Origin of the sequence: Luteibacter sp. UNCMF366Tsu5.1 (assembly GCF_900119235.1) — a bacterium.
GTDB classification, from domain to species: domain Bacteria; phylum Pseudomonadota; class Gammaproteobacteria; order Xanthomonadales; family Rhodanobacteraceae; genus Luteibacter; species Luteibacter flocculans.
In genome coordinates, this window is the sequence record NZ_FPIS01000001.1 from 422,171 (window position 1) to 436,010 (window position 13,840).

Here is a 13,840-nt window from a genome sequence, read left to right on the forward strand (position 1 = left end):
GCGGGAGACGACGAACGCCACGTCGTTCCCCGCGCTTCGCCATCTCAATGCAATTTGACGGGCGGCAGTGTCGTGTTGCGCAAGCCGTCTGCCAGCCACAGCGCCAAGGCGCGGAACCATCCGTGCAACGCGACGCGATGCATGTGCTGCAGCCATACGTAGAGTCCCTTGGCGAGCAGGCCGCGCATGGGAATGGGCGTCTTGCGTGGCACGGCGGGGAGTTCGCCGGTCGCCTGGCGTTCGCCCAACGACACCAGCGTGCCTTTCGATCGATAGACGAAGGCGCGCACGGTCTCACTGCGCAGCGCGCGGGGCAGGGCGTCCGCCAGGTAACCCGCCTGCTGATGAGCCGCCTGGGCGGTCGGTGGCACGCTGGCGCCCTCGGCGCCGGCCGGCGCATAGGCGCAATCGCCGATGGCGTACACGTTCGCCACGCCCTTCGCTGCGAGGCGTTCGTCCACGACGATGCGCCGGTCCTTCGATAGCTCGAACACCCCCAGCTCCGCCACGATCGGATGGCCTGTGACGCCCGCTGCCCAGACGCGAATGTCGCAGGGCACGGTGCTGCCGTCAGACAGATGGAAGGCTTCGGGTGTCACGGCATCTACGCCGACGCCGAGACGCACGTCGACGCCGATGTCTTCCAACGTGCGCTGCGCAGAGGCCGACGTGCTCGGATCTACCGCAGGCAGCACGCGTGGCGCCATGTCCATCAACGTGATGTCGAGCTTGGACGCCGAGCCCAGCCCGCCGTAGCGGTGCATGTCGTCAAAGGCGTGGTGCAACTCGGCCGCCAGTTCGACGCCGGTGGCGCCTGCGCCCACGATGCCGATGCGGATGCGACGGTCCGGATCGCCCGCGCTGCGCAGGGCGAGTGCGAGGATCTTTCGACGCAGCGCGATCGCCTGGGCGGGGCTGTCCAGCATGTCGCAGTAAGCGAGGACGCCGGGCGTGCCGAAGTCGTTCACGCGGCTGCCGATGGCGAGCACCAGCGTGTCGTAGCGCAGCGAGCGCGGCGGGAGGATCAACTCGTCCGTCATGGGCAGGCGAACCTCGTCGAGGTCGATGCGACGTGCCTCGACGTCGAGGCCGCGCAAGGCACCGGGCTCGTAGCGATAGCCGTGGGACTGGGCGTGGGCAAGGTAGGGCACTGCTTCCTCGCCATCGCCCAGCAATCCCGCGGCCAGTTCGTGCAGGCGCGGCTTCCAGAAATGGCTGGCATCGCGATCCACCAGCGCCACGTCGAGATCGCCGCGCTTGCCCAGTCGTGTCGCGAGTTCGATGCCGGCGGCACCGCCTCCGACGATAACGACGGTATGCATGCCGCGGTGGTCAGGGAGTGTCATCGAGTGGGTCCTCCGAAAGTCTTCGGTGGACAGCATACGGAGCACGTCGTAGCCGGCTTGCGAAGACCTGCGATCCCGTGCACGGAACCGCCTTCTCTTGTGCGAGCCGCCGTGGCGGCGAGGAAACCTCGCCACACGCTTGCAAGCTTTCTCTCGCCGCCATGGCGGCTCCTACGAGGGGCTGTGCCTGCCACCGCGACGCGGCGTATAACGGGGGCGTTCCGTCAGGAAAACGCCCATGTCTTCCACCGATAACCCGTCCGTCTGCCCGATCTGCGACGGTGAGGGCACCGTGCTCCATGTGGACGAGGAGGTCGGCTGCCAGGTCGCGCTGCCGTGCTGGGCGTGCGCGCCCAGCACGGCGCGCGAGGATCAGAGCTTGTAGTTGACGCCGAACATCACCGTGCGACCGAAGGTGTCGTATTCCAGAGGTCGGGCGACCTTCACATTGTTCGGCAAGCCCGAGATCTGTTCGGTCTTCATCGGCGAGTTGGTGAGGTTGTTCACCTGCAACAGGATCGACAGGCCGTCCCACGTGCCGTGCTCGAACGCGTAGCCCAATTGGAAGTCGGTCTGCTTGTCGGCCAGTACGCGGGTGTAGCCGAGCTGGTCGAACAAGGCCACCGCCTCACCAGTGAACGAGGAACGGTAGCGCTCGGCGATGCGCACCGACCAGCCGTATTTTTCATAGTACAGCGCCAGGTTCGCCACCTTGCGCGACAGACCCGGCAGCGTCGACGGGCTGCCCGGAATGCTCGACACCGCGCTCACGGGCAAGGTGCTGTTCGTCAGCGAGAAATTCGCCTGGGCGCCGAAGCCATCCAGCGCGCGGGCGATCAGGCCGCCCTCGATCGCGCCCGAAAGTTCCAGACCCTGCATCTTGCCGCCGGTACCGTTCTCGGGCCGCGTGAACGAGCCTCGCGTGCTGGTGGGCGTGAGCGTCGGGTTGTCATTGACGTAGCGAGAGAAGTCGTAGTCGAGCGTTGTCTGGTTGTAGATGTAGTTGAGCAGGTTCTTGTTGAACACCGCGGCGGCGACGTAGCTGGCGGTACCGAAGTATTTTTCCCAGGACAGATCGGCGCCCACGGCGATGTATGGCTTCAGTTTCGGATTGCCGCCGCTACCGGACCACAGTACCTGGCCTGCGGCAGGGCCATCGTTGACCAGGGCCACGCCGGCGGACGTCGCCACCTTCTCGTCGTCGATACGCCCGCGGGCCATGGTCTTGGCGAGGCCGAAGCGAAGGAACTGCTTGTCAGCGATCTCGGCTGCGAGGTTCAGGCTCGGCAGCACTTTGGTGTAACGGGTGCCATCCGAAATGCGACCGACCAGCGTGTCGCCGTTGGTCTGCAGGGCTTCCGAGGATTGGTCGGTACGCACGGCCTGTACGCCGACGTTGCCGCGCAACGGTACATCGCCCAGCGTCGTATCGATGTTGAATTTCACGTACGCGACGGGAACCTTCTCCCGCACCGAGTAGTTCCGGCTCCAGTCCGCCTGGCCGTTGCGCTGGGTGAGGTAGAACTGCCCCGCGAGCGCGCGCAGCACGTCGTAGTTCACGACGCCCGGGATACCGCCGTAGCTGAGGTCGGTGGTACCACGCAGGTACGACGGATCGATCGGTGCCGCGAACCCGGGCTGGTAGTCGTCAGCCGTCGAGCCGTTGCCATTGAGCCAGGCGAAATAGACGTCCGCCTGCTTGGTCTTGCGACGGTCCGAATAATTCACGCCGACGTTCACGTCGGAGAAGATCCAGCCCACCGGGTGGCTGACTTCGAGGCGGAATGCCTTGATGGTGTCCTTCTGGTGGTCGAATTCCTCGCGACCGTTGTAACCGTAGTCATTGGGGTCGGTAAAGAACATGGCCGAGGGATCGGCAAAATTGACGCCTGGGCGAAAGTCGGGAAAGCCCTCGTGCTCAGGGGTCGCGAAGTCCGTCGACGAGGTCGCCTGGCCCGGCAGGCCCGCGAAAAGGTAAGCGTCGTGAAGGCGCTTCTTCGCGCTGGAATACGATGCATCGCCCGTGATCACCCAGCCATTGCCGAAGTCGTATTGGTTGTTCCAGCCGGCGGAGAAGAGCCGGTCGCGTTCCTTGGTGTAATCGTTCTGCAGGATCGACTTCAGGCCGTCGATGTGGCCCGTGGTGACGATCGGATAGGGCAGCGCCGGCACGTAACCGACATTGTTGTAGGACACGTTGTCGTACGGGCTGCTCGACCACTGCACGCCGTTCAGATAGGTCTTCTGGTCGAAGGTGGAGTAATACAGATCCAGCGTGGAGTGATAGTTGTCGTTCGGCGCCCATTCCAGCACGGTCATCAGACCGTTGCGCAACTGGTTCTCCGACTTCGCACGAAGCTGCATGCCTTCCTGCGAGATCACGTTGTCCGGCATGCCGGGCGTATGCGGTGCGCCCCAGTTCGACTCCGCACCCTGCGAGCCGTTGTTGAGGCTCCACCACCATGCCTGGTACTGCTTCTCCTGCACGGGAGAGTCGAGCTGGGCGAAGCCGACCGCCAGGCCCAGCGTGTGATCGAAGAACTGATCGATGTACGAAAAGCTTGCACGGTGCCCCGTGTCGCCAACGCCGGTGCCGTGATTGAGGCTGCCATTGGAGTTGTTCTCGCCGCGCAGATTGGCGGCAAAGGCACGCTTCGGCAGGTCAAGCGGCTTGATCGTGTGCAGGTCCACCGTGCCCGAAAGACCCTGGCCGATCAGGCTGGCGTCCGGCGTCTTGTAGACGGCTGCACCGCTGATCAGCTCCGAGGGATATTGGTCGAAGTCGACACCGCGGTTCTCGCCGATGGTGGCCTGCTCGCGGCCATTCAGCGTGGTGCCGGCGAAGTCGGGCGACAGGCCGCGGATCGAGATCTGGTTGGCACGACCGTCGACGCGCTGGGTCGCGAGGCCCGACAGGCGCGCCAGGCTTTCGGCGATGCTGCTGTCCGGCAGCTTGCCGATGTCCTCGGCCGAAATCGCCTCGATGATGTTGTCGGAATTCTGCTTGGCTTTGATCGCGTTCTGGATGCTGCCCTGGATACCCGTGACGATCACGGCATCGAGCGTGCTTGCCGCATCCGGATTCGCGGTCCGCTTGTCCTTGGGCGTAGCCGACTGCGTCGTCGTCGGTGGCTGCGTCGTCGATGACGCGGACGATTGCTGCGGCGCTGCCGATGCGTCCTGGGCCGGCGCCGGCTGCGTCATCAACGCCGCGATGCAGGCGGTCGCGAGAAGCCGCGGGCGGAGCGAGGGCACGGCGCGGCCATGCGTCGGGTGGCGACGAGTCATCATGTTGTTCCCTGCGTTCGTAGATACCGGCGACCCCTTCCGCCGTGGGCCGCGAGAATGAGGGAGTGCCACGCAACTGTCATCCTGCGTCGCAGCAGAATGTTGCGACGGTCCGTTCACCGCTGATGCAACGCAACATACCGTCACCTATGCAAATTCGGCCGTTGACGGCGATTTGACGGTGCGCTATACCTTGCTCGCCGCGATGCCTCCGAATGGACGTCCATCGCGCGCGGCGGCCACATGCATGGGGTATGTCGGCCAGCGCAGCTCGCTATGAATGACGGGACAGCCACGATGCGTCGCCTCGATTCAAACCAAGCGAATCCAAGCTGCGCCTTCACGGGACGCACGTTCCCACACGTCATGGCCGATGGCCTTCCCATCCTCGCACGCGCCAAGTTGAGTGCATTGCGCTCGCGCGGCAAGTGCGTTGCCGGTTACTCCCCCCCGCACAGCGTCCGCTGATTCCTGATCGACTGATCGGCACGTTGCTCCGTTCCGGTGGCCCGTCGCGTCACGCCTGCATTCGCAGGTGCCGTGGCTATGCGTCGCGCGGAACTCGAAAGCGAACCCGCTGATCAGCGGACGACGCCATGCGCGGCGAGGGCACGCGCGGCGGCCTATCGAACACTTTCGGGGTGGGGTGACTTGTGCGTAACGAACAGGGTCTTTGCAGGAAAACGCTTGTCGCGGCGCTGTGTGCCGCTCTGGGTACGCTGGCGGTGCCGGCGTTTGCGCAGCAAGCGGCGCAGACGCCGCCGACTGACGGCAGCACGGCGACATCGGCGCCAAACAAACCGCCGACCAAGGACAAGGCGGTGCAGATGAAGGCGCTGAGCGTCGTCGCCAACCGCTACGACGCAACCAATATGCGCATGGACTCGGTGAACACCGTCGAGGTGCTCTCCGCAAACGATCTGCAACACACGGCCGTACACAACGTGGCCGAGGCGCTGGGCCTCATGTCCGGCGTGAACGTGACGACGACGGGCACCGGTTACTTCGGCGGCATCGATGGTGCGGCGCGCGGCGAAGGCATGTTCGCATCGGTGCGTGGTCTGCCGTCCGAGTACAACGTGAACCTCATCAATGGCAGCAACGTCGCTCAGGGCATGCCGTACAGCCGCAGCGTCCAGTTGAGCCTGCTTCCCCCTTCGGGCTTGCAGACCATCGTGCTCAACAAGACCTCGATGGCGGACATGGATGGCGATGCGATCGGCGGAACGATCGATTTCCGCACGCCGAGCGCGTTCGACTTCAAGAAGGATTTCAGCGGCAGTGTCACGGCCAGCGGTCGTTCCGAAAGCCGTGCGCGCGACTACGGCGGCAGCGGACTCGGTAGCGGCTTGGCGGCGGAACTGCAGACCAAATTCGGCGCGGAGAAGCAGTTCGGCGTCTACGTGAGCGGCTACTACGACTATCGCAACATTGCCAACAGCGAGATCGGCGCGGCCGAAAGCGCATCGAACGATGGGTCGTGGGCGTTCCTGCATGCCACCGCCGAGGGCGACAACGCGCCGGGCTACGATCCCGCACACAACCTTGTCAGCACCGGTACCAACGTCGGCATTGCGTCCGGTTTCGAGCGCCGCTATGGCGGCAACATCTCCCTCGACTGGAACATCGATCCGACGCTGAAGGCCTACGCGAAGATGACCTACGCGTATGCGCTGACCGAACAGAACACGACGTACACGCAGTTGCTGCCGTCCAACGTCACCTACGTGCCGACCGCCACGCCTGGCGTGTACGCGCCGAATATCGGGCGCATCGCCAACCGCTTCTGGTTCGAGACCAACCCGGAACGCGCGGACCTCGCCACCTTTCAGTTCGGCGCGGACAAGACGGCGGGCGGCTGGACGATTTCGCCGAACGTCTTCTGGAGCTTCGGGCGCAACGATCGACCGAATCACGTCGAGATCGACGGGCGGGAGGACAAGTACTCGCAGGACAACTTCGCTTATAGCGGCAGCTCGCTACTGCGCTACGGCAACGGCGGGTTCCCGTATCCGCAACTCACCCCTGGTTTGCTCGGTTCGGTCAACAACATCGGGGCGATGTGGGCCAACGACTATGGCGAGGTCACCCGGATCCGCTCCGGCCAGAAGCGCGGTGGCGCGAAGCTGGACCTGCGCTACGACTTCGAGAACGGTCCGGTGTCGTCGGTGAAGTTCGGCGTGAAGTACAGCGACAGCTCACGCGAGTTCACCAATCGCGACTGGTCCACGGGTGGCATCAACGACGGTGTGACTACGTTGGAGGATCTCGGCATCTTCAAGGGTTACTACAGTTCGATTTTTCCGGACAAGTACCACTGGCGCGCACCTGACGTGAGCCGCGCTGCGGTCGCAGCGCTGATCGACCAGCACGTGTTGCCTTCCGATCTGGATACCTGCAGTCAGCTGGATTTCAACAACTACAACTGCGACACCATGCGCGGTACCGAGGCCGTCACGGCAGCGTACGCGATGGCAACGATCGAGCAGGGTCCGCTGGAGATCATTCCCGGGGTGCGCTTCGAGCACACGTCGATCCACAACACCTTCTGGACCACGCCGACGGATGCCAACGGCAACGAACTGCCCGGCTACTTCGACAACAACCGCACCATCTACAACGAGCCGCTGGGCAGCCTGTTCATCAACTATCGACCGAGCGGCAACGTCGTCTATCGCGCGTCCATCTGGCAGAGCTATACCCGTCCCGCGTTCGTGCAGCTCGGTGGCGGGTCGCAGATCAACACGTCCGACGGCGTGACCACGATCACGCGCGGCAATCCCAATCTGAAACCCATCAAGTCCACCAACGTGGATCTTGCCGCGGAGTGGACCACGGAGCGCGGCGGCTATGTGTCGCTGTCGAGCTTCTACAAGAAGCTGCGCGACTACATCTACGACAGCGGTGGTGGTCAGGCCAACCCCGATACGGTGGGTGAGGGCACGGTATTGACCAAGACCCCGACCAATGGCGGCGACGGCAAGGTCTACGGCCTGGAGGCGACGTGGCGGCAGAAGTTCCAGGATCTTCCGGCGCCGTTCGATGGGCTGGGCTTCAGCGTGAATGCCACGCGGCAGAACTCGAAGGTGGATCTCGGTCGCGACGGCTTCGGTAACGAGCGTCTGCAGGCGGCACCGCAGCGCATGGCGAACGCCGAGCTGTTCTACGAAAAGAATGGCTTCTCGTTGAACCTCAGCTATCACTACACCGGTTCCTACCTGTCCACCTACGACTTCCTCAACCAGGGAAGCCCGTGGGACGACCTGTGGATCCGGCCGATCCGGCGCGTCGACCTGCATGCGGGATATCAGCTCCCGAACGGCATTCAGCTCGACCTGCAGGTGAGCAACCTCACGAAGCAGTACTCGTACTGGTCGCACATCGGCAGGAACAGCCTTGCCAATTCGGACATCGTCGATGCAGGCATGACGACGCTGCTCACCGTCAAGTACGCGTTCTGATCGTGCAGCGAAGGCACTTCCTCGCGTTCTCGCTGCTCGCGCCCCTGGCGTGGGTAGCGAGGCCTGCCCTGGGACGAACGGCACCGCCGTTTCGTCCTGTGGCGCCGGACGGGCGCCCCCATCGTTTCGCGCTCGGCCGCCGATCCTTTCTGCTCGACGGCGAATCGTTCCGCATCCACAGCGGCGAGATGCATCCTGCGCGCATCGCGAAAGCGCATTGGCGCTCGCGCATTCGCACGGCGCGCGCGATGGGGCTCAACACCATTGCGCTCTACGTCATGTGGAACCATCACGAGCGCGAGCCGGGCGTGTTCGACTTCGAGGGCGAGAACCGCGACATCGAGGGATTCATCCGCCTGTGTCAGGAAGAGGGCCTGTGGGTGTATCTGCGTCCCGGTCCCTACGTATGCGCCGAATGGACCAACGGCGGTCTTCCGGCCTGGTTGTTGCGCGACCCCGACACACGCCTGCGCGATCGGGACGATCCCCGCTACATGGCCGCCGTGCGGCGCTACGTGGCCGAATTGGCACCTCGCATCGCCCCGCTCATGGTCGGTCGGGGCGGGCCTATCCTCATGCTGCAGGTGGAGAACGAGTATTCGATGTTCGCCGCCGACGTGGGTTACCTGAAAGCCATCCAGGCGATGTGGCGCGAGCACGGTATCGACGGGCCGTTTTCGGTGTCCGACGGATGGGACGACCTGCAGCGGCGGCGAGCGTACCTTCCCGGTGCGGCGCTCGGCCTGGACGGTGCGGATGCGGCGACCCTCGCCAGGGGCGCGACCGTCGCGGGCGAGGCGCCCGTGTGGGTGGGCGAGGGCTATCCGGGGTGGCTCACGCATTGGGGCGAGCCGGTCTTCGCGGCGAAGGACTATGTGGAGACGTTGCGTAACGTGATGCGTGCCGGGTATTCGTTCAATCTCTACGTGGTGCATGGCGGCACCAACTTCGGCCTCACCGCCGGCGCCAATGCCGAGGACGATGGCTCGCAGTTCCAGCCCGTCATCACCAGCTATGACTATGGCGCGCCGATCGACGAGCGTGGCGTACCGACGGCGCAGTACTACCGCTTGCGTGCAGCGATTGCGGAAGCCACGGGCGCTGTGCCACCGCCGGTGCCGAGCGCCGAGCCGGCCGGCACGTTCGCGTCGACCGTGTTGGCCCCTTATGCCTCGCTGTGGGACAACCTGCCAACGACACCGGCGCGTGTACCGCGGCCCGGACCGAACGAGATTCTGTTCGGCCAGGACCAAGGGTTGGTGCTCTATCGCAAGCATGTCGAACGCGGATCGCGCCTGCGCCTGGAAGGCGTGCGCGACTACGCGGTGGTCCACCTCGACGGCCGCGAGATCGCCCACGTGTCGCGCATGGTCCATCCGGCGCTTTCCTCGACGGCGGATGTGGCGTTGCCGGCGCCAGGCACAGTGGATGTCCTGGTCGACGCCTTTGGGCACATCAATTTCGGCCCGCGACTCGGCGATCACAAGGGCCTCGTCGGTCCGGTCACGCTGGACGGCGACATGCTGCACGATTTCGACGTGTGGCCGCTGCCGCTCGACGGCGACTGGTTCCGAGATCTGAAACCTGCGCGCGCGGCGCCGTCACGACCGGGTGTGTTCTTCCGCGGTACCTTCCGTATGCAACGCCCGGGCGACGTCTACCTCGACATGCGCGAGTGGACCAAGGGCTATCTCTGGGTGAACGGGCGACTGCTCGGCCGGTACTGGCACATCGGTCCGCAGCAGCGATTGTTCTGCCCCGGCCCATGGCTGCACGATGGCGACAACACGGTGCAAGTGCTCGACCTGCACCGCACGGCGGCTGCGTCGATCCATGCGGCAGAGCGATTGCATGACGGAGGCGCCGATGCGAGCCGACACGACTGACCTCGCTACGGCGCGCAACGTGCCGCCGCGTGCCATCGGCTTCTGGGGTGGCCTGTCGGCAAACGTGCTGAACATGATTGGCATCGGGCCGTTCGTGACCATTCCACTGGCCTTGTCTGCGTTGGCAGGGCCGGGCGTGCTGTTGGGCTGGATTGCCGGTGCCGTGCTCTGTCTCTGCGACGGGCTGGTGTGGGCCGAACTGGGCTCGACCATTCCCGAGTCGGGCGGCCCGTACCATTACCTGCGCGAGGCGTATGGGCGGGAACGTGCAGGACGATTGTTCGGGTTTCTCTACCTGTGGCAGACGCTGTTGACCGCGCCGCTGTCCATTGCCTCGGCGGCCGTCGGTTTCGCGCAGTATTTCGGGTATCTGGTGCCATCGCTGGGGGAGGGCGGTCGCGTATTGCTCGCCGCTGGCCTGTGTCTGTTCAACACGGCCGTGCTGTACCGGCGCATCGGCGAGATACAGAAGCTGTCGATGCTGGTCAGTGCGGTCGTCGTGGTGGCGTGTGCCTGGGTGGTCGCCAGCGGCATCGCGCATTTCGACATGCGCAACGCGGCGCATTTCCTGCACGTACGCGCCGACGATACGCATGGCTTCTGGCTGGGGCTCGGCGCCGTCGCCTTGATCGCGGTGTACGACTACGGCGGCTACAACAACGTGTGCATGCTGGGCGGGGAAGTCGTGCGCCCGAGGCGCACGATCCCCCTCGCCGTGCTTGTCTCGATTCCATTGGTTGCCGTGCTGTATCTCGGCCTCAACATGAGCATCCTCGGCGTGCTGCCCTGGGAAGAAGCCGCGAAGTCGAAGGCGGTGGTGGCGGACTTCATGCAGGCCATCCACGGCCGCATCGGCGGCACGCTCGCGGTGCTGTTGATTCTGCTAGCCGCATGGGGTTCGGCGCTGGTCGTGCTGCTCGGCTATTCGCGCGTGCCGTATGCCGCCGCTGCGGACGGTCAGTTCTTCCGTGTATTCGCGCGGCTGCATCCGCGCGGTGGTTTTCCCACCGTCTCGCTGCTGTTCGTCGGGGCGACATCCGCACTGGCCTGTTTTGTGTCGCTGGAGCGCCTCATCGCCACATTGATGGTGGTGCAGATCCTGTTCCAGTACATCGCCCAGTGCTTCGCCGTGGTCGCGCTGCGTCGGCGTCACTCTGCCGGTGACGTGTTCCGCATGCCGCTGTATCCCTTGCCCATCGTCGTGAGCGTGGTGGGTTGGCTCTACCTCGTTGCCACCAGTGGCTGGCCGTCGATCGTGACGGCTGTGCTCGCCGTCGTGGTGGGCACCCTTATATTTCTTTGGCAAGCACGGAGAACCCGCTCGTGGCCGTTTCCTTCGACATGAAGCCGTGGGACGTCGCCGTGGTCGGCGAGATCTACGCCGACCACGTGTTCGGCGGCTTCCCTGCCTGGCCTGCGCCAGGCGAGGAAGTGTTCGCCGAGCGCTATCTGCGCGAACTGGGCGGCGGCAGCGTGAACACGGCTTGCGGCCTGTCGCGGCTCGGCCGTCGCGTGCGCCTCGTCGGGCTCATCGGCGATGCCGACTTCGACTGGTTCGAATCGCGATTGTCGGAATTCGGTGTCGAGATGGGCGGTATCCGTCTTGGTGCCGAAGGGACCGGCATCACCGTGAGCCTTTCCACGCCGGAGGACCGCTCCTTCTTCACGTACCGCGGCGCCAACCGCGGCCTGGACGACCTGTTGGACGTCCAGGCGGTAGTGGCCGATCTCGCCGCGGCGCGGCACGTGCATTTCGCCATGCCCTTGTCGCGCGAGCTTGCCACGCGCGTGCTTCCCCCGTTGAAGCACGCGGGTTGCACCACTTCGCTCGATGTCGGCTTCAGCCCGGAGTGGCTGCGCGACCCGGCCAATCACGCAACCTGTCGCGACGTGGATGTGTTCCTGCCCAACGCAAAGGAAGCGGCGTTGCTGGCCGGCTCGGACGATCCCACGGCTTACATCGACTGGGCGCGCCGCCATGGCGTGGCGACCGCCGTACTCAAGGCCGGCGCGCAAGGCGCGTGGCTGGCCGACGCGGCTGTCATCCATCTCCCGGCGCCCGTCGTGGACGCCGTGGACACCACGGGCGCCGGTGACGCCTTCGACGCCGGTTTCATCGATGCCTTGCTCGACGGCGATCCGCTGATCGGGTGCGTCGAACGTGCGTGCGTCTGCGGCGCGCTATGCGCCACCGCGCCGGGCGCCCTGCAATCCCTTCCCCATCCCCCGCAATTGAGGACACTTCGTGAGCGTACGTACGGACCGTAGGATCGCATTGATAGGAGGGGGCGGCGTGCGTTCGCCCCTGGTGGTGTTCGGCGTGAACGAGGCCGCGGAAGCGCTCGGCGCGGCCGAGATGGTGCTCTACGATCCGGACCCTGCGCGCCTTCGGATCATGGTCGATCTCGGCCGCGCGATCGTGCGTCGCTTTGGCGGCGATCTCCGCCTGCGCGGTGCGACGTCGCTGGAAGAGACCATCGAAGGCGCCGACTTCGTGCTCAACAGCATTCGCATCGGCGGTATCGCGGGCAGGGCGGCAGACGAACGGGTATCGATCGAGCAGGGTTATCCGGGCCAGGAAACCACTGGGCCGGCCGGCGTCGCGATGGCCTTGCGCACGATCCCCGTCGCCATCGAGCAAGCGCGTCTCGTGGAACGTCTGAGCCCGGCGGCATGGCTGGTGAACTTCACCAATCCCGCGGGGCTCATCACGCAGGCGGTGAGCGACCACAGCAAGGCGCGCATCGTCGGCATCTGCGACACGCCGACGGAACTGTTCCACAACATCGCGCGCGCGCTGGGCGAACCCGCGGACGAGGTCGAGTGCGACTACGTCGGACTCAATCATCTGGGTTGGGTGCGCGGCGTGCGCGTGCGTGGCGAAGACGTGTTCGACCGGCTGCTGGAAAGCGACGAACTGTTGCGCCAGCTCTATCTGGCGCCGCTGTTCGACCTGGCGATGATCCGCACATTGCGCCTCATCCCCACCGAATACCTGTTCTTCTACTACGAGCGCCGCCGCGCGCTGGACAACCAGCGTCGGCAGGGCGGCAGCCGCGGTGCGGAGATCCAACGGCTCAACGACGACCTGCTTTCCGCGCTGACTGCGCGGCTGGACGCCGGAGATGGCGATGCGGCGGTAGACATCTATGCCGCGTATCTCAATCAGCGGTCGGGGTCGTATATGAAGCTGGAAGCCGAGGGTGGATCCGCGTTCGATCACGGCGTGAGTCTCGACGGCGATCCGTTCCGCGTCGCCACGGGCTACCACCGCATCGCCATCGACGTGATGAGCGCGCTGACCGGCGCCAAGCCGGCACGCATCGTCGTCAATACACGCAACCGCGGTGCGTTGCCCGATCTTCCCGACGAGGACATCGTCGAGATCGCCTCGGACATTTCAATGGATGCGATCGTGCCACGACCGATCGCGCCGCTGCCGGATGCCGTGCATGGCCTCGTGCGTTCCGTGAAGGCCTATGAACGTGCGGCGATCGCATCGGTGCTCGACGACCGGCGCTTGGTGGCACGCAAGGCCATGCTCATCCACCCCGCGATCGGCGAATGGACGCCTTCGGGCGACCTTCTGGATGCCTTGCTCGGCCATGCGGGCGACGATGGCGAATGCCTGTGCCACGGGCCCGTGCTGCGTCGCCCGTAGGCGCATCTGGGAGCATGTGGGAGCCGCCATGGCGGCGAGAAGCCAACGAAGCGGTGAAGCCAACACCCGTGGCCCACCAACATCACGGACCCTCAAGGCAAGTTTCCCTCGCCGCCATGGCGGCTCCCACAGTAAAAAACGCCGCAACAAGATACCGTTGCGGCAGTGCGAGAAGCGAAAAAGCAAAGGTGGGAGCCA

Annotated in this window: 8 protein-coding genes; 6 read left to right on the forward strand and 2 right to left on the reverse strand. The window is 65.1% G+C overall.

The features are described from left to right. Positions 1-44 precede the first annotated feature (44 nt). Positions 45-1,346, reverse strand: a complete 1,302-nt coding sequence (locus BT115_RS01825; protein WP_072320845.1) for an NAD(P)/FAD-dependent oxidoreductase — start codon at positions 1,344-1,346, stop codon at positions 45-47. A 238-nt stretch (positions 1,347-1,584) separates the two neighbouring features. Between BT115_RS01825 and BT115_RS18610 the strand changes: the two genes are divergently transcribed. Continuing rightward, positions 1,585-1,731, forward strand: coding sequence for a hypothetical protein (locus BT115_RS18610; protein ID WP_177257350.1), 147 nt, complete (start codon positions 1,585-1,587; stop codon positions 1,729-1,731). Here BT115_RS18610 and BT115_RS01830 read toward each other — a convergent pair. Then, positions 1,719-4,637 carry a TonB-dependent receptor gene (locus tag BT115_RS01830; RefSeq protein WP_255369336.1) on the reverse strand — a complete coding sequence of 973 codons (2,919 nt, stop codon included), beginning with the start codon at positions 4,635-4,637 and terminating at the stop codon, positions 1,719-1,721. The genes BT115_RS18610 and BT115_RS01830 overlap by 13 nt on opposite strands. A gap of 650 nt (positions 4,638-5,287) precedes the next feature. Here BT115_RS01830 and BT115_RS01835 point away from each other — a divergent pair. From BT115_RS01835 to BT115_RS01855, 5 genes are read left to right on the forward strand one after another with little or no spacing between them, the layout of a single operon-like run. After that, entirely contained in the window at positions 5,288-8,095 is a 2,808-nt protein-coding gene (locus tag BT115_RS01835) for a TonB-dependent receptor (protein WP_072320847.1), read from the forward strand. Between the two features lie 2 nt (positions 8,096-8,097). Continuing rightward, entirely contained in the window at positions 8,098-9,981 is a 1,884-nt protein-coding gene (locus BT115_RS01840; protein ID WP_072320848.1) for a glycoside hydrolase family 35 protein, read from the forward strand. Then, positions 9,962-11,326 (forward strand): APC family permease, encoded by a 1,365-nt coding sequence (locus BT115_RS01845; RefSeq protein ID WP_177257351.1) that lies wholly within the window; start codon positions 9,962-9,964, stop codon positions 11,324-11,326. Before BT115_RS01840 ends, BT115_RS01845 begins: the two co-directional genes overlap by 20 nt. Then, positions 11,305-12,249: a carbohydrate kinase family protein gene (locus BT115_RS01850; protein ID WP_255369337.1), complete on the forward strand. Its 945-nt coding sequence runs from the start codon at positions 11,305-11,307 to the stop codon at positions 12,247-12,249. Before BT115_RS01845 ends, BT115_RS01850 begins: the two co-directional genes overlap by 22 nt. Beyond that, positions 12,227-13,642, forward strand: coding sequence for a family 4 glycosyl hydrolase (locus tag BT115_RS01855; RefSeq protein WP_072320850.1), 1,416 nt, complete (start codon positions 12,227-12,229; stop codon positions 13,640-13,642). Before BT115_RS01850 ends, BT115_RS01855 begins: the two co-directional genes overlap by 23 nt. The last annotated feature ends 198 nt before the right edge of the window (positions 13,643-13,840 follow it).